Here is a 20,309-nt window from a genome sequence, read left to right on the forward strand (position 1 = left end):
GTCGTTTTGCGGTCAGGCCTTTGCCCTCGCGAGTTTCTTGGCTCCAGCGGACGTTGCAGGTGCTTTCTTGGCTGGCGCTTTTTCGGCTTTGGCCGCTGCGGTTTTCGTTGCGGCTGGCTTCTTCGCGGCTTTCGGTGCGGCGGCCTTGTCAGCTTTTGGCGCTTTCGCGGGTTTGTCGTCCTTCGCGGCTTTTGCCTTGGCACCGCGCGCGGGCTTGCCCTTCTTGCCACCGCCGTTGGCGGTGCGCTCGTTAATGAGGGCGACGGCTTCGTCCATCGTCAGCTCGGCGGGGTTCTTCGCCTTGGGAACGGTGGCATTGACCTTATTGTGCGTGACGTAGGGACCATAACGGCCTTCGAGCACCTGCACTGCTCCGCCTTCGCTCGGGTGCTGCCCCAGGTCTTTCACGACCTTCGGTGCGTTACGCTGGAAGCGGCTCTTGCCACCGCCTGCGCGCTTTTCAGCGATGAGCGTGACAGCGCGATTAAGGCCAACCGTGAAGACGTCTTCCAGGCTTTCGAGGTTGACGTACGTTTTCGCGCCGTCCTTCTCATGTACGATGAACGGTCCAAAACGGCCGAGACCGGCTGTAATCATGCCGCCTTCGTCGGGATGTTCGCCAACATCGCGCGGCAGCGACAGAAGCTGCATCGCGCGTTCGAAATCGAGGGTCGCAGCGTCGATGCCGCGCGGAATGCTGGAGCGCTTCGGCTTCTCGTCGCCTTCGGCTTCGCCGAGCTGGATGTAAGGTCCGAAGCGGCCCGTCTTCATCGTGACGGCAAGACCGTCATCGTTGTAGCCGAGGATTTTGCCGTCGAGCGCGGCGGCGTCGCCGTCGGAGCTTTGCGTCAGCTGACGGGTATAGTTGCACTCTGGGTAATTTCCGCAGCCGATGAAGGCGCCATACTTGCCTGAGATTTTCAGGCTCAGGCGTCCAGTGCCGCACTTCGGGCAGAGGCGTGGATCGCTGCCGTCGCCCTTATCGGGGAAGACGTGCGGTCCAAGCATCTCGTTCAGCGCTTCGAGGACGTCGCCGACGCGCAGATCCTTGATCTCGCCGACGGCCGCCATGAAGTCGCGCCAGAAGTCGCGCAGCACTTGCTTGTATTCCAGCTCGTCGTTGGAGATGAGGTCGAGCTTTTCTTCGAGGTCGGCGGTGAAATCGTATTCGACGTAGCGCTTGAAGAAGCTTTCGAGGAACGCGATGACGAGGCGGCCCTTATCTTCCGGGATCAGACGCTTCTTCTCGATGCGGACGTAGTCGCGATCGACAAGCACGGCCATCGTCGAAGCATAGGTCGACGGCCGGCCGATGCCGAGCTCTTCCATGCGCTTCACGAGCGTCGCTTCCGAGAAACGCGGCGGCGGCTGCGTGAAATGCTGGTCGGCGCTGATCTCTTTGTCTTTCAGGCGATCGCCGACTGCGAGCGGCGGCAAGCGACGGCTGTCGTCGTCCTCGTCGGCAGTGTCGTCCTTGCCTTTTTCGATGGTGCGAACGCGGTCGTCGCGGCCTTCCTCGTAGACCTTGAGGAAGCCGTCGAACATCAGAACCGAGCCGTTGGCGCGGAGGCCATAAGCTTTGCCGTCGGAACCTTTGACGTCGATTTCCGCTGTCGTCTGCTCGATGTCGGCGGCGGCCATCTGGCTGGCGATGGTGCGCTTCCAGATCAGGTCGTAAAGCGCGGCCTGATCCTTTTCGAGGTGCTTGCGGACCTGGTCGGGCTTGCGGCGCGGATCGGTCGGGCGGATGGCTTCGTGCGCTTCCTGGGCGTTCTTGGCCTTGGTTTTGTATTCGCGCGCGAAGGGCGTGTAGTTCTTGCCGTATTCGGCCGAGATCACGTCGCGGATCTGGCTGACGGCTTCCGGTACGATCTGGACGCCGTCGGTTCGCATATAAGTAATGAGGCCGACTGTCTCGCCGCCGATGTCGACACCTTCGTAGAGGCGCTGGGCGATCTGCATCGTCTGCTTGGCGGAGAAGCCGAGCTTGCGGGAAGCGTCCATCTGGAGCGTGGACGTCGTGAACGGCGGAAACGGATTGCGCTTCGTGGCCTTCTTCTCAACGGACGCGATGCGGAAATCCTGCCCGAGCAGCGCCTTGCGGATTGCTGTCGCGGTCGCTTCGTCTTTAATGTCGAGTTTCTTCAGCGCCGTGCCGTCGATAGCGACGAGGCGCGAGCGGACGTCTTCGTTCTTGGCGGTCGAAAGGAGCGCCTCGATCGTCCAGTATTCTTCGGTCTTGAACGCCTCGATCTCGGCTTCGCGGTCGCAAACCAAGCGAAGCGCCACCGATTGGACGCGGCCCGCCGAACGCGAGCCCGGAAGCTTGCGCCACAGAACGGGAGACAGCGTAAAACCAACGAGATAATCCAGCGCCCGGCGGGCGAGGTAGGCGTCAACCAGCGGCTCGTCGATCTTGCGCGGCTCTTTCAGCGCGGCGAGGATCGACTGCTTGGTAATGGCATTGAACGCTACGCGCTCGACTTCGGTGTCTTTGCCGAGCGCCTTCTTCTGATTGAGAATTTGCAGGATGTGCCAGGAGATGGCTTCGCCTTCGCGATCAGGGTCGGTCGCGAGGATCAGCTTGTCGGCCTTTTTCACCGCTTCGGCGATTTCGCGCATGATCTTCTGGGATTTCGTATCGACTTCCCAGTGCATGTTGAAATCATGATCGGGCTCGACGGAGCCATCTTTGGCCGGCAGGTCGCGCACGTGCCCGTAGGACGCGATGACCTTGTAACCCGAGCCCAAATATTTATTGATCGTCTTGGCCTTAGCGGCGGATTCGACGATGACGACGTTCATCTGGCGATTTCGCTCCTCACGCCGTTAAACCCGCAATTGCTGCGGATTGGCGGGCTTCATCTCTGCCGCCCGGCGGGCCGGGAACATGGTTGATCGTCGCGGCGCTGTCAAATGCCCGGTCTTTCTATTTTTGATTGTATTTTTGTTGATGTTGCCACCATTTGGCGAGTAAGATGTTCTCGGGATATGGATGGTGGTGGGAATGATCGCAAGCACAATGGACGATTTGCATCATAATCGGCTTTCCGGCGGTTCGGGCGATGAGCGGCGGGAACGGCTTGAGTATCTCGCTGATTTGCTGGGACAATTGCAGCAAATGGCGGACCAGCATGGGTGCCGGAAGCTGTCTCGCATGCTCGCGATATCGCACGCCGAGGCACAACGCGAGACGCTCAGGTGAGGCTCCTAACGAGCGTAAGGAGCGGTCGCTGGGCTCAAATCGCGGTCGCCTTCAGGGCGACAAGGCTTTGGCCCTGCCGTTCGATACGCCCCGCCAGATCGAGTTCCAGGAGGGCAACCTGCACGGCTTGGACGTTAAGGCCCGTTTGGCGGGCGATGGCGTCAGTGGCGACGGGCGCGGGCCCTAGGGCCGTCAGAACGGCATTCAGAACGTCTTCGGATGCCATCTCGGGTGCGGGAGGTGATGGGAGGGCGGTTGGTTGCGGCTCTCGGTCGGTGAAATCGAACCGGCGTTCTTCGATACCAAGGATCGGCCTCAAGACCTCTATAATATCCGAGACCTCCGTCACCAGCGTGGCGCCCTGCTTAATCAGGCGGTTAGTGCCTTCCGCGCGCGGGTCGAGTGGGTGGCCGGGGACGGCGAAGACCTCGCGGCCGAGCTCGTTCGCGTAGCGGGCGGTGACGAGCGTGCCTGAGCGGGCGGCGGCTTCGATGATGACGACGCCATAGACGAGGCCCGCAATGATGCGATTGCGGCGGGGGAAGTCCTTATCGCGGGGTTTCAATCCGGGAGGGCGTTCCGTGACGAGGCAGCCTTCCGTACCGATGCGGGCCTGAAGCTCGGCGTGTTCCGGCGGATAGACCCAGTCGATGCCTCCGGCGACCACAGCGATCGTTCCGCTGCCCAAAGACGCGTCGTGTGCAGCTTTGTCTATGCCGCGGGCAAGGCCGGATACGATGACGAAGCCTGCTTCCGCCAATTGGCTCGCAAACAATCTGGTCAGTTGCATGCCTGCTGCTGAGGATTGGCGCGAGCCAACGATGGCTATGGACGGCCGTTTCAGCAGGTTCAGATCACCCTTCACATAAAGCATCGGCGGCGGAGCTTCGATGCCTCCCAGAACCTGCGGATACCCGTGCTCGATCGTGAAGAACGGCATTGCACCGATGCGTGCGGCAGTTGCGAGTTCGCGTTCGGCGTCGGCTTTTGGGCAAATTCGGATCGGCCGCCCTGAGCCGCCACGCCGCGAGAGCGTCGGCAGGATCTCTAGCGCTTTCGCCGCTCCGCCGTAATAATTGATCAGATCACGAAAGGTGACAGGGCCGACATTCTCCGAGCGGATCAGGCGCAGGCAGGCGATCCGTTCTTCATCGGAGAGCCCGGCAGGCGGCGGCGCGGGAATGAAAAGCTCGGGCTGATCAGGTTTTGGAGCCAATCCGCGGCTCCTCCCCAGCCATCAGACGTTCGATATTGGCGCGATGTTTGATGAGCACCACGATGCTCATCAGAGTGACGGTGATGGCGAGCGCGCGGTCTCCCCATATCCAGGCGGCGACGGGAACGGCGATCGTCGCAACGATGGCCGCAAGCGAGGATATCTTGCCGACTTTCGCAACTGCAAGCCAAAGCACGGCGAAAAGCAGAGCGAGTTGCCAAGCGAGGGCAATGAGAACACCGACGTACGTCGCGACGCCCTTGCCGCCTTTGAAACCAAGCCAAACCGGATAGATGTGTCCGAGGAAGGCTGCGAGACCGGCCACCATCGCGGCGGTTTCGCCGAGCCAGGCGCGTGCGATCAGGACGGCGGCGGCGCCTTTGGCGGCATCAAGCAGAAGCGTCGCTGCGGCGAGCTTTTTATTGCCCGTTCGGAGGACGTTGGTCGCACCGATGTTGCCCGAGCCGATGCTGCGGATGTCGCCCAGTCCGGCGGCGCGTGTCAGCAGTAGGCCGAACGGAATGGAGCCGAGCAGATAACCGAGAAGTGCCGCCACGGCGTGCGGCTGCCATGAGCCGTTGTCCGTCAGCAAAGCCAAGGGTGACAACAAGCTCATGACTGGAATCTCTCGTGTGCGAAATGGAGCGTCGCCGAGAGAGGTAATGCCTAGGTGCGTTCGACGCCAGCGTATTCATAAACGGTCTGGCCCGCGACCATCGTCCTCAAGACGCGGCCTTGCATCTTGGCCTCATCGAAGGGCGTGTTCTTGGAGCGCGAACGCAGGAGATCCTTGTTCACGACCCAGGGTTCGCCGGGGTCGAACAGGACGAGGTCGGCGATGGAGCCCTTCGCAAGTCGGCCGGAGTGCAGACCGAGCAGTCGCGCGGGGTTGATGGTCAGCGCTTTCAGCATGGCCGACAGCGTCATGTCGCCGGAGTGAACGAGCCGGAGCGCGGCAGAGAGCAGCGTTTCGAGGCCCACGGCGCCGTCGGCGGCTTCCGAAAACGGTCGCCGCTTGGTGTCGGCGTCCTGTGGGTCGTGGCTCGATACGATGATGTCGATATCGCCGTTGGCGACACCTTGGACCATGGCGACGCGGTCTTCCTCACGCCGCAGAGGCGGACGCACCTTGAAGAACGTGCGGTACGGGCCGATGTCGTTCTCGTTTAGCGTCAGATGATTGATCGAGACGCCGCAGCTGACAGGCAGTTTTTTGGCCTTGGCGGCCTTGATGACGTCGAGGCTTTCCTGGCAGCTGATCGTTGCGGCGTGATAGCGCCCGCCCGTCATTTCGACGAGGCGAACGTCGCGTTCGAGGGCGATGGTCTCGGAGATCTTGGAAACGCCGGAGAGGCCGAGACGTGCCGCGACTTCGCCCGAGTTCATGGCGCCTGTCGAGAGATACGGGTCTTCAGTGTGATGCACGACGAGGGCGTTGAAGTCTTTGGAGTAGCTCAGGACGTTGCGCATCACGCGGGTGTTGACCACGCTCGCTTTGCCGTTCGAGAAGGCGATGGCGCCGGCGCGTTTCAACAGACCGATTTCGGTCATTTCCTCGCCCTGCAAGCCTTTCGTCATCGCGGCCATGGTGTGGACGTGGACGAGGGCGTTGTCGCGGGCGCGGCGCTGAATGAAATCGACGAGCGCGACTTGGTCGATCACCGGATTGGTATCCGGCATGACAACGATGGTCGTAACGCCGCCTGCCGCGGCAGCGTGGCTCGCAGTCTTGAGCGTTTCGCGATGTTCGTAGCCGGGTTCGCCGGTGAAGACCTGTGCGTCGATCAAACCAGGAGCCAGGATGTGACCTTTGCAGTCTATGACCGACGCGCCTTCCGGTGCGTTGCGGCGCAGATGGCTGCCGAGATCGGCGATCAAGCCGTCCTTGACCAGAAGGCCGCCGGGCTCATCGCGGTTCGATGCCGGGTCGATCAGGCGAGCATTGATGAAGACGGTTGCGGGGCCGACGCTCTTCGGCTTTTCGATCGGTTTTCTCATGGCGCATCCTCCGCGAAGCCGGGAAGGTGCGCAGACAAGGCTTCAAGAACGGCCATGCGAACTGCAACGCCCATTTCTACCTGCTCGCGGATAACGCTTCTGGAATGATCGGCAACGGTCGAGGCGATCTCGACGCCGCGGTTCATCGGCCCTGGATGCATGACAAGCGCATCGGGCTTGGCGCGAGCGAGCTTTTCGTGATCGAGGCCAAAGAAGTGAAAGAATTCACGGCTGGAGGGAACGTAGGATGCTTCCATCCGTTCGCGCTGCAGACGCAGCATCATGACGATATCGACGCCTTCGATGCCTTTCCACATGTCGGTGAAAACTTCGCAGCCGAGCCGTTCGGGCGAGGAGGGCAGAAGCGTCGTCGGAGCAATGAGGCGGACGTGAGCGCCGAGCGCGTTCAAGACGTTGATGTTGGAGCGCGCGACGCGCGAATGGAGAATGTCGCCGCAGATCGCGACCGTCAGTCCGGCGACGCGGCCTTTTGCGCGACGGATCGTCAGCGCATCGAGCAGGGCTTGCGTCGGATGCTGATGCGCGCCGTCACCTGCGTTGATGACCGAGCAATCGACTTTCTGAGACAAAAGTTCGACTGCGCCAGCCGCGTGATGGCGCACGACGATGATATCCGGCCGCATGGCGTTGAGCGTCACGGCGGTATCGACGAGCGTTTCGCCCTTCGTGACGGACGACGTCGCGACATTCATGTTCATGACGTCGGCGCTCAAGCGCTTGCCCGCCATCTCGAATGACGACTGGGTGCGTGTCGACGATTCAAAGAAGAGATTGATCAGCGTTCGGCCCGCGAGGACCTGCCGCTTGCGGCCATTGTTGCGGATGTGATCAGCGTTCCGGTCCGCGAGATCGAGAAGAAAATTGATCTCATTGGCTGACAAACCTTCGCAGGTCAGCAAATGGCGGCGCGGAAAAACCTTCAGCGCGTTGGAATTCGATTTCGTTGTCATTAAAGGCGCTTCTATAGGGGGAGTCTTGCGGGGCCGCAAGCTCGGGGCGCGACATCAATCGCAAACCTCTTAACGGAGCCTGAAATGCCACGCTTCGTGTGGCCGAAAGTCGGGGACAAAGCGAGTGTGGCGCACCGTTCGACGGGGTCACCAGCTGCGCCTTTTGTCATCCTCAGCACAAGCGGGAGGATGACATTTGGACGATTGCCGCTAGTTGTCCTGCTTCAGGCGGTCTAGGGCGCTTTGCAGGATTATGGTGGCAGCGAGCTTGTCGATGACCGCGGCGCGGCGTTTGCGGGTCTGATCGGCGTCAATTAGCATGCGTTCGGCTTCGGCAGTCGTCAGGCGTTCGTCCCAGAGCAGAATCGGCAGCGGCGACAACTTGTTGAGGTTGCGGGCAAGTGCGCGGGTGGCCTGGGCGCGTGGGCCTTCAGTGCCGTCGAGATTTCGCGGCAGGCCAAGCACAAACCCCGAGACGCCGTGCTCGGCGACGATGGCAAACAGTCGTGCCGCATCAGCGGTGAACTTTGTCCTGCGGATCGTTTCGAGGGGGGACGCTATCGTGCGCCGTACGTCAGACAGGGCAAGGCCGAGCGTCTTCGTTCCGGCGTCGATCCCGATCAGCCGGCCCGCGCCGGTCGTGGCGTCGCGAAAGTGATGGTGATCTTCGGTGGTTAGTCCCGACGGCGGGGAAACGGTGGGTTGTGTCACTGGGCGCCTAATTTCGGCTGCAAAGGGTCATGACGCAACGCTCTAGCAGGTCCGGCGACAAATTGGCATCGCCAACGGGCCTTATCCGGCTTTCCCGGTCCGTTTCCGTGACTTGAACCCCTTGCGGAATGCCGCCGCTGGTTGCATTGGTGGCGTTCGCCCGGTTATGAGAGCGGCGCAATCCCCCGATTTCTTGAAGGGACTTTTCATGCAGGTCGATGAAGCGACCGTTCGCCGTATCGCGCGCCTCGCCCGTATCAAGGTGAGCGACGAGGAGGCCAAGGGTCTCGAGAAGGAGCTTTCCGGCATTCTCGACTGGGTCAAGCAACTCGATGAGGTCGATACGTCGGCGGTCGAGCCGATGACGCGGGTCGTCGATCAAAAGCTCAAGATGCGGGACGACGTCGTGACGGACGGCGAGATTGCCGACCAGATCACGGCGAATGCGCCGATGGCGGAAGACAATTTCTTCGTGGTGCCCAAGGTCGTGGAGTGACCGAATGTTTCATGCGTTGCTTGCTGTTGCAGCAGTGATGCTGGCTTCCGGGATGGCGCAGGCTGAGGAAACGAAGCTTGACGCCGCGTTCGTCGGCGACGGGACGTACTCGCCGACAACCGGATGCAAGAAACTCGAGGATATCCAGAACGGCAAGGATGCGCCGAACATCGCGACCTATCCGCTGACGTTGACGCGTGAAGGAACGGGAAGTTGGGAAGGCGGCTGCAATTTTGCAGCGCTACGCGAAGTGAAGTCGAACGTCTTCGAGGGCAAGATGCAGTGCTCAGAAGGCGCAGAAGAATACGCACAGACGGTGACGTTCACGCGTCTGGATGCCGACCGCATCGAGGTCAGAAGCGGAACGGAGGCGCTGGTTTATGAGCGCTGCAAAGGTTTAAAAGGGAAAGTCGAGCGGTGACCGATCTTACCAAACTCACCATGGCTGAAGCCCGGGACGGACTTCAGAAAAAGTCATTCACGGCACTTGAGCTGACGGATGCCTTTCTCTCGGCAATCGATAAGGGTAATGGCGCCCTGAATGCTTACGTCTTGCCGACGCCGGAACACGCGCGCGCACAGGCGAAAGAAAGCGACAAGCGGATCGCAGCAGGCAATGCGCGTCCCCTGGAAGGCTTGCCGATCGGCAACAAGGATCTGTTCTGCACGAACGGCATCCGCACCACGGCGTGCTCGAAGATCCTCGACGATTTCAAGCCGACGTATGAGTCGACGGTCGGGCAGAATTTGTGGGACGCCGGTGCGGTCATGCTCGGCAAGCTCAATAACGACGAGTTCGCGATGGGATCGTCAAACGAGACGAGCGCGTTCGGCAACGTCGTCAACCCATGGCGGCGGAAAAGCGCTGACGGCAAAACGTCGGCCGACAAACTTGTTCCCGGCGGCTCGTCGGGCGGTTCGTCATCGGCGGTTGCGGCCAACCTTTGCCTGGCGGCGACGGCAACGGATACGGGCGGTTCGATCCGCCAGCCCGCAGCGCTGACGGGTACGGTGGGCATCAAGCCGACGTACGGCCGCTGCTCGCGCTGGGGCATCGTGGCGTTTGCCTCGTCGCTCGATCAGGCCGGGCCGATCGCAAAGACAGTTCGCGACAGTGCGATGATGCTGAAAGCCATGGCGAGCCACGATCCGAAGGATACGACGTCGGTCGATGCGCCGGTTCCCGACTACGAGGCGGCGCTTGGCAAGGGCGTCAAAGGCCTGCGCGTCGGTATTCCGAAAGAGTATCGCGTCGATGGCATGTCGGCCGAAATTCAGAAGCTCTGGGACGATGGCATCGCGTGGCTGAAATCGGCCGGAGCGACGATCCATGACATCTCGCTGCCGCACACGAAATATGCGCTTCCCGCGTATTACATCGTGGCGCCTGCCGAGTGCTCATCGAACCTCGCTCGTTATGACGGTATGCGGTACGGCCTGCGCGTTAGCGGCGACAATCTGATCGACACGTACGAGAAGACGCGCGCTGCCGGTTTCGGCAAGGAAGTGCGCCGCCGCATCCTGATCGGCACGTATGTGCTCTCAGCGGGCTATTACGACGCCTATTATCTCAAGGCGCAGAAGGTCCGCACGCTCATCAAGAAGGACTTCGACGACGCCTGGAATTCGGTCGATGTCGTGCTGACGCCGACGACGCCGTCGCCCGCGTTCGCATTCGGCGAAAAGTCTGGCGATCCCTTGGCGATGTATCTAGAGGACATATTTACTGTGACGGTGAACATGGCCGGTCTGCCGGGCATGTCCATTCCGGGCGGACTTTCCTCGCAGGGCACGCCGCTTGGGCTGCAGCTCATCGGCAAGCCCTTCGACGAGGAAACGCTGTTCCGGACCGCACAGGTTATTGAAGACGCTGCCGGACGGTTTGCCGTGCCGGACGCATGGTGGATGAAGGGCTAAGATCATGGACCCAAAACGTCCGTGGGAATGCGCAGACATGTCCCAGGTGCGTAGCGAGATCGATCGGATCGATAATGCGCTCGTCGATCTGATCACCGAGCGCTACGGCTACGTCGACAGGGCGTGGCAACTCAAGATGTCGACGCGCGAAGGCGCCGTCGTTCAGTGGCGCATTCAACAGGTCATCGACCGGGTCAAAGCGCGGGCCTCCGAAAAGGGGATGCCGCCTGAGATGATCGAGATGGTCGGCGCCCAATGGCGCAACATGATCGGTTGGTTCGTGCAGTACGAGGAAGAGAAGCTTCGTCAGGTGCAAGACAGCAGTGACAAGCCGGGAGCAAACGGTGGGGCCTGACTTTCAGCCGGACGTGCCGCTGACAGAGGTTCTGCTTTACGGCATCTTCAATCCGGCAACGATCATCGTGGCGTATATGCTCGGCCAGCGCGCTGATGATAAATCCAAGATTTTGATCGCCGGATTTGGCGGTGCGGCGGCCGGCGCGGCACTGCTTTACATCGTGACGTTGCTGCGCATCTGGGACGCGCCAAACCTGGGCCGGGCTGCAGCGGGCGTGTTCATCGTGTCCCTTGTTTTCGGCTTTATCTATGCAGCTATCGGCTACGCCATGAAGGCCCGGACTGGAGGCGGAAAATGAGTTCTCAGAAGGTCGCTGAAAAGCCGAAGGCGAAGAACCTTATCGCAGGCGCGACCGGCGACTGGGAAGTGGTGATCGGCATGGAAGTCCACGCCCAGGTCGCCTCGAAGTCGAAACTGTTTTCTGGCGCTTCGACCGGCTTTGGCGCGGATCCGAACAGCCATGTGTCGCTCGTCGACGCGGCAATGCCGGGCATGCTGCCGGTCATCAATCGCGAATGCGTGGCGCAAGCGATCCGCACGGGACTGGGTCTCAAGGCTCAGATCAATCTGAAGAGCGTGTTCGACCGCAAGAATTACTTCTATCCGGATTTGCCGCAGGGCTATCAGATCTCGCAGTTCAAGCAGCCGATCGTCGGCGAGGGAGAGATCGAGATCGAAGTGGATGGCGAGACGCTGAAGATCGGCGTTGAGCGTCTGCATCTCGAACAGGATGCGGGCAAGTCGCTGCACGACCAGCATCCCGATTATTCCTACGTCGATCTTAACCGCTCGGGCGTTGCGTTGATGGAAATCGTCTCGCGGCCGGATCTCCGGTCCTCTAAGCAGGCGCAGGCGTACATCACGAAGCTGCGGACCATTCTGCGTTACCTCGGCACGTCCGACGGCGACATGGAGAAGGGCAACCTGCGTGCCGACGTCAACGTGTCGGTAAGGCAGCCGGGCGACGAGCTCGGCACGCGGTGCGAGATCAAGAACGTCAACTCGATCCGCTTCATCGGCCAGGCGATTGAGTACGAAGCGCGCCGTCAGATCGACATCATCGAAGATGGCGGCAAGATCGATCAGGAAACGCGGCTGTTCGATTCCGGCAAAGGCGAAACGCGGTCGATGCGTTCGAAGGAAGAAGCGCACGACTATCGCTACTTCCCCGATCCCGATCTGCTGCCACTGGAGCTGACGCAGGGCTTCGTCGACGATTTGAAGTCGGGGCTGCCGGAGCTTCCGGACGAGAAGCGTGCGCGCTTCATGAAGAGCTTCGGGTTGTCGGGCTACGACGCCGACGTGCTCGTCGCCGAGCGGTCATCGGCCGATTACTTCGAGACGGTTGCCAAGGGCCGCGACGGCAAGCTCGCTGCCAACTGGGTCATCAACGAGCTGTTCGGGCGCTTGAACAAGGAAGGCAAGTCGATCGAGGAAAGCCCCGTCTCGGCGGGGCAGCTCGGCGGCATCGTCGATCTGATCGGCTCCAACGCCATCTCGGGAAAGATCGCCAAAGATCTGTTCGAGATCGTTTGGACTGAGGGCGGCGATCCGGCGGAGATCGTCGAAAAGCGTGGCATGAAGCAGGTGACGGATACCGGCGCCATCGAGAAGGCCGTCGATGCAATCATTGCCGCCAACCCCGAGAAGGTTGAGCAGGCGAAGGCGAAGCCCTCGATGCTCGGCTGGTTCGTCGGTCAGGTGATGAAGTCGACTGGCGGCAAGGCGAACCCGGCCGCTGTCAACGAGATCCTGAAAGGCAAGCTCGGGATTTAACGTCCGGCTTTGACCGGCACCGTTTGAAGGGCCAGTCTGGCCCTTCTGTCTTTCAGGCCGGTCATTGCGACGTGAGCGATGCCGAGGCACGCCAGTAGGATCAGTCCGCCCGGTGCGATTGCTGCGATCAGGTAGGCTATTTTTGTCATCGTCATTGGCCTCTCCTTGGAGGCGGTTCTTATGATGCGACAAATCATAGCACTGACTGTTTTCAGCCGCGCTCACGCCAAGGCTGCAATTGCGACAGTAAAATTTGGACTTCGCTAACGCGGCGTAAATGCTTTCCTAATGTCGCCGCTGCGCGCGTGGAGCAACTTCACAGTGGGCGGACGGTCAGCGGCATGCCGCCTTTCGGCCGGAGCGTTACGCGGCTGACGGGTTCCGGCGCGAACTTGCCGTCCCATTCGAAACGGGCGTGGCGCAGAAGCGTTGCCAGGATGGCGGTCGCTTCGAGGATCGCAAACGACGAGCCGATGCAAATGCGCTGGCCATAGCCAAAGGGCATGAATTGGGTGCGCGCGTACCGAGCTTCCTTCTCGGGAAGAAAGCGATCCGGATCGAAGCGATTGGGGTCTTCCCACAATGCGCGATGGCGATGGATGATGAAGATCGGCATGACAATCAGTGTCGATTTCGGCAGCGTCTTGCCGCCAATATCCATCTCCACTGCCGTGACGCGCGTCATGACGGGAGCCGGCGGATAGAGGCGCATCGCCTCTTTCAGCACGCGCGACACCGTCGGCAATTTGGTGACGGTTTCGGGCGTGATCGGCGCCGAACCTGCGACGGCTGAAATTTCGTCGCGGAGACGGTCCTGCCATTCCGGTGCACGGGCGAGAAGATAGAGGGTCCAGGTGAGGGCCTTCGCGGTCGTCTCATGGCCGGCAAACAGGAAGGTTGCCAGATTGTCGGCGAGCATGTCGTCGGACATCGGTTCGCCCGTGTCGGGATCTTTCGCAGCCAGCATGCGGGCGACAAGATCGTTACCTGATGCTCCGCCACTACGGCGATGCGCGACGAGGCGGCGCATGATTGCCCTCAGCTCGTCTGCAGAACGACGCATGCGGGCTTTACCCGGATGCCAATAGGTTTCGGGATACTGCAGCATCGACGCGGCAACTTCCCATGAGATCGGATCGAGATAGGAACGGCTCGATGCCTTGATGCGATCGCCCTCGGCGGTGTTGATGCCGGCGAGGACGGTGCGCGCGACGACGGCGAACGTCGCATCGGTCATGGCGGCTTCGACGTCGGTCGTGAACGGCGCAGAACCGCGCTGACGCCATTGCGCGATGCATTCGTCGGCCGCGTCGACCATCGTCGGCACATACGTCAAAAGCTCGGTGTGCCGGAACGGCGGGCTCGCAATCTTACGCTGCCAGCGCCAGCTCTCGTTCTGGGCGGTCAGCAGGCCGTCGCCGACGATGGGCCGCAGGACGCGCAGATCGAGGCGCGTCTTGGGGAACTGCTCAGCGTTTTTGACGAGAATGTTTTCGATGAGCGCCGGGTTTGTCACCCAGGCAAGCAGCGGACGCTTCTTGCCATAGGTAACGACCGGCTCTTCATAGACCGCCTGAGGAATCGCCCGCAGCGGATTGCGGATGAAACGCCTCAGGAAGGGAAGCAGCGGCAAAGGCTGCGCCGGCGGTGTCACCGTCGGCGGATAGAGCGCAGGTGTCATAAGGCTTCTTGCTCACGTCGTCACGATGCGCCGGCGTTGACGGAGTATAGCTAGGTAGCGGCGGCCCGATGTCTAGGCGGCCACTGCCTTTTTCGCGCGGGCGATGCCGGAAAGCTTCTTGAGGCGCTTGCGAGCGGCGGCCGTGTTGCCCTGGATCCGCGACTGAGCCGGACGGTCGATGGTGCGGCGGGCTTTCTTCTTCTGCTTCTGAATATTCTTCAACGACGTCTTAGACATGAAAAACGGCCTCGATGCCAGGAAAGGGGTGGATGAGAAGGCCGCGCATCGAAGCGCAGCATTGGGCGTTCCTCTAAGGGATCGCGCTGCGTCGCGCAAGCTCAGGCTGCATTATGGGGACGGGGGCGGGGATTCCGTGCCTAGAAGATAGCCAAAGCCGAAATAGGATGGGGCAATAATGCCAGCCGCCCAAATGAACGCTGATACAATATTGGCGAGTTGAAATTGCCACTGCGGCAAAGCGTACATGCCGGCCACGACAGGAATGACCGCCCGGATCGGCCCGAAGAAGTGGCCGAAGAACACGCTCAGCGCACCCCACTTATCGAAGAACGCCTGTCCGCTCTCGACCAGCGCGGGGTTGCGATTGAAGGGCCACATCTCGCGGATGCCATCTTTGAAATAGAGGCCAATCCAATAGGAGAGCGCATAGCCAAACGATCCGCCCACGGCTGCTGCCACGATAGCCGGCCAAAGCACGCTTAATTCCACGCCGCTTTTGGCGAGCAGCGCGGAAATTCCCACGAGAATTGCGGTGCCGGGCCAGAGAATGGACAGAAAGCAGAAGCTTTCGAGAAAGGCTACGGCGAAGGCGACGGGCACGGCCCAGTTTTCGTTCGCTCTTACGAAAGTGACGACTGCATCGACGAAGTCATGCACGCTCATTCTGAAGCTTTCGCGCTGGTGTTATTGTTGTTTGTTGGCGTGCACGGCGTAAACGCCCTCCCGGCAAAATGGGGAGCCGACGGGCCGCGTCAAGCCTCACCTGCATCGGCGCGCAATTTCCTTCGCGAGTTCTTTCGAGACTTCACGGGACAGCATCGCGCCGCGTGCGACCTGAGTTGACGTAATCCCGACATAGGCGCCGCCCGTCAACACGGTCGGGCCACGGTCGGCCTCTTCTTTGCCGTGTTGCAACTCGGCGCAGGAGAGTTCCTTGCGCTTCTTGCTCAGGGCCATGAGGCGTACGCCGGATGCGTATTCGTGGGGACCTGCGGGCTGATTGATCCAAGCGCGGGACGAATCCGCCATGTAGGAATCGTAGACCATCTTGCGTTGGCTGATGCAGACGTGGCTGTCGTCGACACACTTCAGGCCGCGCGCCGGATCGCCGAGAGCGGCCTGGTTGCCCGCGCAGCCGCCAACGGCCAACGACGCCAAGACGAGCATCAAGGCGGTACGCGGCTTTCTGGGGCGCTGCACAGTCGGCGGGCTTCGCAAGATATATTCCGTTGTCGTTGCCCCCTGCGGGTAGAAAGTCAGCGTGGCAGGCTCGTGGCAGAGGGCAGTCTAAGATGTGACCCTTGCCAAGCCACTAGCGGGATTCGCTGTGAAACGGCATCACTTGGTCCACAAGTTCGATCGGAAGGAACATTCGATGCCACATTCGGTCCGCGTGCATTCTATCGGAGGCCCCGAGGCGCTTGTTTACGAAGAAGTCGCAATGCCGGTCCCGGGACCGGGCGAGGTGCTTCTTCGTCAGCACGCCATTGGCGTGAATTTCATCGATATCTATCACCGGAGTGGCCTCTACAAGCTTCCCGAATATCCGGTGACGATCGGCTCGGAAGGTGCGGGCGAGGTAATCGCGCTGGGGCCCGAAGTGGCCCGATTGAAGGTCGGCGATCGTGTCGCCTATGCGGGGGCGATCGGCGGCTACGCAGAGGTGCGCACCGTGCGGGCCGACCGCCTCGTCAAAATTCCGGACGGGATCGACTACGAGACGGCAGCGGGGATGCTGCTTCGAGGCATGACGGTCCGTTGCCTGCTTCGCGACGTCTATCGGGTCGATGCTAGCACGACACTGTTGTTTCACGCTGCGGCAGGGGGCGTTGGCCTCATCGCCTGCCAATGGGCTCGGTCGCTCGGTGCGACGATGATCGGCACGGTGGGCAGCGATGAGAAAGCGGAACTGGCGCGCGAAAACGGTTGTACGCACGTGATCAACACCGCCCGCGAAGACTTCGTCGAGCGCGTTCGAGAGTTAACGGCGGGAAAGGGATGCGACGTCGTTTACGATTCCATCGGCAAGGATACGTTCCCGCGATCGCTCGATTGCCTCAGGCCGAGAGGCTTGTGGGCCTCGTTCGGCAATGCGTCGGGACCGGTGCCCCCTTTTGAGCTCACGGCGCTTAAAGGTTCGCTGTTCGCCACGCGACCGTCGATTTTAGCCTATACGGCGACAACTCAGGATTTGGAAGAAAACGCCGCAGACGTATTCGAGATGGTGCTGAGCGGAAAAATTCGGATCTCGATCAACCATCGATATCCGCTCGCTCGTGCCGCCGATGCTCATCGCGATCTTGAGGCTCGAAGAACGACGGGTTCGGTCATTCTCGTTCCCTGAGGAGGAAGATGCTGGACGATCTCGAAGACGAGCCGATCATTCTCTATTTCTGGACGACGCCGAATGGATTTAAAATTTCGATTATGCTCGAAGAACTCGGCGTGCCGTATGACGTGCGGTTCGTCGATCTGACCAAGGGCGAGCAGTTCGAGCCGGGGTTTCTCGCTATTTCGCCGAATAACAAGATTCCGGCTATCGTCGATCCAGATGGACCGGACGGCAATCCGCTCGCGATTTTTGAATCGGGCGCCATCCTGCGTCACCTCGCACGCAAGTTCGGTGCGTTTTATCCCGCGAACGAGCGCGTCAAGGCGGACGTGGACGAATGGCTGTTCTGGCAGGTTGGCGGTCTTAGCCCGATGGCCGGGCAATACAATCACTTCGCCCACTACGCCCCGGAGAAAATTCCCTACGCGATCAATCGCTATCAGAAAGAAGTCGAGCGGCTGTTTTCGGTGATGAACAAACGGCTCGCCGATAGGCCGTATCTCGCGGGCGAGTATTCGATTGCCGACATCGCGTGTTTTCCATGGATGCACAACTGGAAGACACTCGACCAGGACATCAGCAAGTTCGCGAACCTTGCGCGGTGGATTGCCGATATCGAGGCACGGCCGGCGGTGATCAAAGGTCTTGCAGTCAAGAAGCCCTAAATCTCGTCAGTTCAGATGGCCTGTTACTGCGAGCTTTTTACTCGCTGTCGCCGCGGACGAGACTGTCAGGATCGACTGTCCTGCCCGTCATGCGCTGGAACGCCATGGCCCCGAGGACTTTGTTCGATTGAACGTGACGAAGGATATCCGGCACGTCGCCGGTCGAGGGCGACGGCTGCTTCAAAGCAGGGCTATTCCCGGCAAGATCCGACAGGCCGAGATAAGACGGGCGCACGCCTTCCTGGGCGCAACCCGCGAGCGCCAACAATGCTGTCGCCGCCAGCACGCGGCAGACCATCGCGTGATCCATTATCCCTCATCAAGCTGCCTGGCAGCTTGAACCCTCCTGCTGTCCGGGCACGGTTACGGCCCGGTTATTATGGTTACCAGCATTTCGCTGAACCCCATCTGAACGCCGTTGCACCCCGTCCGCGTAACCGGCCGTCAGAGGGCTTTTTTCAAGCATGGTTAGCAAATGATGGCAACCCGGCTTAACGCCCTGTCACCGACCGTAATGTTGTGGAAAAAATGGGTCACCGCGTGACGGCGCATAACTCGAAATAAAGCAAGTTTACCCGGCATTTACAGTAATTTTGTGCGGGTTTTTACGAGATTTCATCCAAGGACTGAGATTGTTCGATTGCGCCTTATGTCAGCGATTTGAAGGCGCGCGTAACAGGCCGTGCTTCGACATCAAGTCCGTTTGGGCGGTCAGGTTTGGGAGTATTCAGTTATGGCACGTGTGGACGTGTTGTTCCGCCAGACTGCGGAGTACGCCGCTCAAGGCGAGCAGTCGGACGCTCTTTTCGAACTCGGCCTCAGCTATTGCTCGGGTCGTGACGGGGTGATCGATCTCGTTCAGGCACATAAGTGGTTCAACATCGCAGCGATCCGCGGCAACGACGATGCAAAGCGCTATCGGTCGGAACTTGCTGGCGACATGAGCAAGGCCGAGATCATGCGGGCGCAGCGGTTGGCGCGCGAGTGGTTGGCTTCAGTGCACTGAGGCCATTCCACGGTCGCTTTCCACGGTCGCTTTCCACGGTCGCTATACGCGGCCACCATGATCGGCTTCAGCACTTTGAGAAAAACGACGAAAGGCATTTCCACGAGCTCTTGGCGGCGCCGCCGACGGCGGAGCCAGCTTTTTCGAGCGCCGTGCTTGCGGATTTTGCGGCTTCGCCAGCAGTTTTTTGTGTCTGGCTGAGGCCGGTGCTCGCCGACAGGCCGCTTTTTTCCACCATTTCCTGCACCGTCTTTGGCGGCGCTTCCTTGGCGGGCAATTCCTCTACAGGCGGCTTGGGCGGTACGCCTGCGGCGCCATCCGGGGCGGCTGGCGGGGTGGCAGCTGCGTCTTGGGTCTGTAAGCTCGAGTGATCCTGCTTCGCCGCTGGCACGTCGCCCGGCGGAGCGCCATCGTCGCCGCCATTGAGGAAAGCCGGAATCGGCAGGTTTCGGCGCTCGCCAGGGCAGGGCGCAGTCACGTTACGATCTATCGCGCAACTTGCATGCGAGCCAGCTTTAGCGAGGCTCGTGATGCAATAGAATTTCGATACGGTGTCGAGCGTCGGGTTCGAAGTGTTGCCTACAACGCAAGCGTAGTTCGCGTCGGGACCGGTGCATTTGACGCAGAGTTCCGTCGCCCCCGCCTGTGCTGCGGCTGAAAGCGCCAGGAGGGCCATGCCCGTCAGAAAATATGGCCGATAATTCACAGCCAGTACCCGTTTCGATGGAGCAACATTGCTTCCAAGAGACTAGGACGACTTTGCGGCAGTAGCCAGACAAGGCCGTATCCTTTTGCCGCTTCATCCAACGCGTCTTGCATTGCCGTGGCGTGCCCTCTATAGGGGGCCATTGCCCATTGATTTGGGGAGACGTGGCCGAGTGGCTGAAGGCAACGGTTTGCTAAATCGTCATACGCTTTAAAGGCGTATCGAGGGTTCGAATCCCTCCGTCTCCGCCAGTACCATTGCTTCACCCCATCCCGAGATAACAGACAGTGCACAGGCACCGGAACTTGATGCCATCGTGGATGGACGACGGCGTTTCCGTTTTTTGTTCACAATGGCGTTCCAGATCGTGAAGCTCAGGGGGCTTGCTTCGGGACAGGCCGGAGCGTCGCTCCGGCGCCTTGGGTCGGGGCTGCCACAAGAATGGATTTGTCAGATCAGGCGAGATGCGTCGAGCCTGCGTGGGCGTATTATGGACTGGATCAAGCTAAGCTCACTCGTTGTTTCTGCCGGGCTATCCGCTTGCGCCAGCACGGGCACATCCAACAGCGGCGTCGTGACGGGACTTCCGATGTCCGAAAATTTCCGCGTCGAGCGATCGCCATCGCCTGAATACGACTATCTCGTCACGATCAAGAACGGGAAGGATTTAGGCATCAACGCCGATAATCAGTTGGCCCGCGATCGTATGGCGCTGCTGGCGCTGAAAAATCAATGCGAGGCGCCGCAGATCGTCAAAGAGTTCGTTGTCCATTCCGGATCGGATCTGTTTGGGGGTGCCGAGCGCACCTATCAGCTTCATATCAAGTGCTGAGAGCGCAGCCGTTTCTTTTTAACGCGTTCGGATGCGCAAAGCATGAAGCTCGAAGTGGCTGAGCATCGATCGCTGCGGGATGCTCTTATACTATTTGGCATGCCGTGAAGGTGTGCAGAATTTCAATGGCCGGCGGGATGTCCGGGATGCTTGGCAGACCTTCTAAATTCGCGGTTCGATAAGCATTTTCTTGGGCTAG

Annotated in this window: 24 protein-coding genes and 1 tRNA gene; 12 read left to right on the plus strand and 13 right to left on the minus strand. The window is 60.4% G+C overall.

Translation table 11 applies throughout. The features are described from left to right. Positions 1 to 12: 12 nt before the first annotated feature. Positions 13 to 2,805, minus strand: coding sequence for a type I DNA topoisomerase (topA, locus tag HYPMC_RS05185; protein WP_013946764.1), 2,793 nt, complete (start codon positions 2,803 to 2,805; stop codon positions 13 to 15). Positions 2,806 to 3,007: 202 nt separating this feature from the next. On the opposite strand from topA, the gene HYPMC_RS05190 reads away from it, so the two are divergent. Beyond that, positions 3,008 to 3,205: a hypothetical protein gene (locus HYPMC_RS05190; RefSeq protein WP_013946765.1), complete on the plus strand. Its 198-nt coding sequence runs from the start codon at positions 3,008 to 3,010 to the stop codon at positions 3,203 to 3,205. Between the two features lie 34 nt (positions 3,206 to 3,239). Here the strand turns inward: HYPMC_RS05190 and dprA are convergent, their stop codons facing one another. The 5 genes from dprA to ruvX form a co-directional block, all read right to left on the minus strand. Continuing rightward, entirely contained in the window at positions 3,240 to 4,421 is a 1,182-nt protein-coding gene (gene dprA, locus HYPMC_RS05195) for a DNA-processing protein DprA (RefSeq protein WP_013946766.1), read from the minus strand. Further along, positions 4,405 to 5,037, minus strand: a complete 633-nt coding sequence (plsY, locus tag HYPMC_RS05200) for a glycerol-3-phosphate 1-O-acyltransferase PlsY (RefSeq protein WP_013946767.1) — start codon at positions 5,035 to 5,037, stop codon at positions 4,405 to 4,407. Before plsY ends, dprA begins: the two co-directional genes overlap by 17 nt. A gap of 50 nt (positions 5,038 to 5,087) precedes the next feature. Beyond that, on the minus strand, positions 5,088 to 6,419 hold the full coding sequence (locus HYPMC_RS05205; RefSeq protein WP_013946768.1) for a dihydroorotase: 1,332 nt from the start codon (positions 6,417 to 6,419) through the stop codon (positions 5,088 to 5,090). Next, a complete protein-coding gene (locus HYPMC_RS05210) occupies positions 6,416 to 7,390 on the minus strand; it encodes an aspartate carbamoyltransferase catalytic subunit (RefSeq protein ID WP_013946769.1) in 975 nt (324 codons plus the stop codon). Before HYPMC_RS05210 ends, HYPMC_RS05205 begins: the two co-directional genes overlap by 4 nt. Before the next feature lie 210 nt (positions 7,391 to 7,600). Beyond that, positions 7,601 to 8,101: a Holliday junction resolvase RuvX gene (gene ruvX / locus HYPMC_RS05215; RefSeq protein ID WP_013946770.1), complete on the minus strand. Its 501-nt coding sequence runs from the start codon at positions 8,099 to 8,101 to the stop codon at positions 7,601 to 7,603. A gap of 208 nt (positions 8,102 to 8,309) precedes the next feature. On the opposite strand from ruvX, the gene gatC reads away from it, so the two are divergent. The 6 genes from gatC to gatB are packed head-to-tail and all read left to right on the plus strand — an operon-like array spanning position 8,310 to position 12,648. Then, a complete protein-coding gene (gene gatC, locus HYPMC_RS05220; RefSeq protein ID WP_013946772.1) occupies positions 8,310 to 8,597 on the plus strand; it encodes an Asp-tRNA(Asn)/Glu-tRNA(Gln) amidotransferase subunit GatC in 288 nt (95 codons plus the stop codon). 4 nt (positions 8,598 to 8,601) lie between these two features. Beyond that, on the plus strand, positions 8,602 to 9,018 hold the full coding sequence (locus tag HYPMC_RS05225; protein ID WP_013946773.1) for a hypothetical protein: 417 nt from the start codon (positions 8,602 to 8,604) through the stop codon (positions 9,016 to 9,018). Then, a complete protein-coding gene (gene gatA / locus HYPMC_RS05230) occupies positions 9,015 to 10,514 on the plus strand; it encodes an Asp-tRNA(Asn)/Glu-tRNA(Gln) amidotransferase subunit GatA (protein WP_013946774.1) in 1,500 nt (499 codons plus the stop codon). Before HYPMC_RS05225 ends, gatA begins: the two co-directional genes overlap by 4 nt. Positions 10,515 to 10,518: 4 nt before the next feature. Then, complete coding sequence (locus HYPMC_RS05235; protein WP_013946775.1) at positions 10,519 to 10,869, plus strand: chorismate mutase; 351 nt, start codon at positions 10,519 to 10,521, stop codon at positions 10,867 to 10,869. Continuing rightward, entirely contained in the window at positions 10,859 to 11,170 is a 312-nt protein-coding gene (locus HYPMC_RS05240; protein WP_024275555.1) for a hypothetical protein, read from the plus strand. The genes HYPMC_RS05235 and HYPMC_RS05240 overlap by 11 nt, the downstream gene beginning before the upstream one ends. Further along, entirely contained in the window at positions 11,167 to 12,648 is a 1,482-nt protein-coding gene (gene gatB, locus HYPMC_RS05245; RefSeq protein WP_013946777.1) for an Asp-tRNA(Asn)/Glu-tRNA(Gln) amidotransferase subunit GatB, read from the plus strand. The genes HYPMC_RS05240 and gatB overlap by 4 nt, the downstream gene beginning before the upstream one ends. Here the strand turns inward: gatB and HYPMC_RS24120 are convergent. From HYPMC_RS24120 to HYPMC_RS05260, 5 genes are all read right to left on the minus strand, one after another. Continuing rightward, positions 12,645 to 12,803: a hypothetical protein gene (locus tag HYPMC_RS24120; protein ID WP_013946778.1), complete on the minus strand. Its 159-nt coding sequence runs from the start codon at positions 12,801 to 12,803 to the stop codon at positions 12,645 to 12,647. The genes gatB and HYPMC_RS24120 overlap by 4 nt on opposite strands. Before the next feature lie 161 nt (positions 12,804 to 12,964). Further along, complete coding sequence (locus HYPMC_RS05250) at positions 12,965 to 14,329, minus strand: cytochrome P450 (protein ID WP_013946779.1); 1,365 nt, start codon at positions 14,327 to 14,329, stop codon at positions 12,965 to 12,967. A gap of 72 nt (positions 14,330 to 14,401) precedes the next feature. Beyond that, positions 14,402 to 14,566 (minus strand): hypothetical protein, encoded by a 165-nt coding sequence (locus tag HYPMC_RS24450; RefSeq protein ID WP_013946780.1) that lies wholly within the window; start codon positions 14,564 to 14,566, stop codon positions 14,402 to 14,404. Between the two features lie 111 nt (positions 14,567 to 14,677). After that, on the minus strand, positions 14,678 to 15,232 hold the full coding sequence (locus HYPMC_RS05255; protein WP_013946781.1) for a DedA family protein: 555 nt from the start codon (positions 15,230 to 15,232) through the stop codon (positions 14,678 to 14,680). A 96-nt stretch (positions 15,233 to 15,328) separates the two neighbouring features. Beyond that, positions 15,329 to 15,769, minus strand: coding sequence for a hypothetical protein (locus tag HYPMC_RS05260; protein WP_244420983.1), 441 nt, complete (start codon positions 15,767 to 15,769; stop codon positions 15,329 to 15,331). 175 nt (positions 15,770 to 15,944) lie between these two features. Between HYPMC_RS05260 and HYPMC_RS05265 the strand changes: the two genes are divergently transcribed. Then, positions 15,945 to 16,913, plus strand: a complete 969-nt coding sequence (locus HYPMC_RS05265) for a quinone oxidoreductase (protein ID WP_013946783.1) — start codon at positions 15,945 to 15,947, stop codon at positions 16,911 to 16,913. An 8-nt stretch (positions 16,914 to 16,921) separates the two neighbouring features. Further along, positions 16,922 to 17,566 (plus strand): glutathione S-transferase N-terminal domain-containing protein, encoded by a 645-nt coding sequence (locus tag HYPMC_RS05270; RefSeq protein WP_013946784.1) that lies wholly within the window; start codon positions 16,922 to 16,924, stop codon positions 17,564 to 17,566. A 37-nt stretch (positions 17,567 to 17,603) separates the two neighbouring features. On the opposite strand, the gene HYPMC_RS05275 is transcribed toward HYPMC_RS05270, so the two are convergent. Then, positions 17,604 to 17,876 (minus strand): hypothetical protein, encoded by a 273-nt coding sequence (locus HYPMC_RS05275; RefSeq protein WP_013946785.1) that lies wholly within the window; start codon positions 17,874 to 17,876, stop codon positions 17,604 to 17,606. 423 nt (positions 17,877 to 18,299) lie between these two features. Here HYPMC_RS05275 and HYPMC_RS05280 point away from each other — a divergent pair, with 423 nt between their 5' ends. Continuing rightward, positions 18,300 to 18,572: a sel1 repeat family protein gene (locus HYPMC_RS05280; protein WP_013946786.1), complete on the plus strand. Its 273-nt coding sequence runs from the start codon at positions 18,300 to 18,302 to the stop codon at positions 18,570 to 18,572. Between the two features lie 67 nt (positions 18,573 to 18,639). Here the strand turns inward: HYPMC_RS05280 and HYPMC_RS05285 are convergent, their stop codons facing one another. Next, the gene (locus tag HYPMC_RS05285; protein ID WP_013946787.1) at positions 18,640 to 19,278 is read right to left on the minus strand and encodes a hypothetical protein; all 639 of its coding nucleotides are present in this window, start codon (positions 19,276 to 19,278) and stop codon (positions 18,640 to 18,642) included. Positions 19,279 to 19,436: 158 nt separating this feature from the next. Here HYPMC_RS05285 and HYPMC_RS05290 point away from each other — a divergent pair. Then, a tRNA-Ser gene (locus HYPMC_RS05290) sits at positions 19,437 to 19,529 on the plus strand. Positions 19,530 to 19,768: 239 nt separating this feature from the next. Continuing rightward, positions 19,769 to 20,110: a hypothetical protein gene (locus tag HYPMC_RS05295; protein ID WP_041299742.1), complete on the plus strand. Its 342-nt coding sequence runs from the start codon at positions 19,769 to 19,771 to the stop codon at positions 20,108 to 20,110. The last annotated feature ends 199 nt before the right edge of the window (positions 20,111 to 20,309 follow it).

Origin of the sequence: Hyphomicrobium sp. MC1 (genome assembly GCF_000253295.1) — a bacterium.
GTDB lineage: Bacteria > Pseudomonadota > Alphaproteobacteria > Rhizobiales > Hyphomicrobiaceae > Hyphomicrobium_B.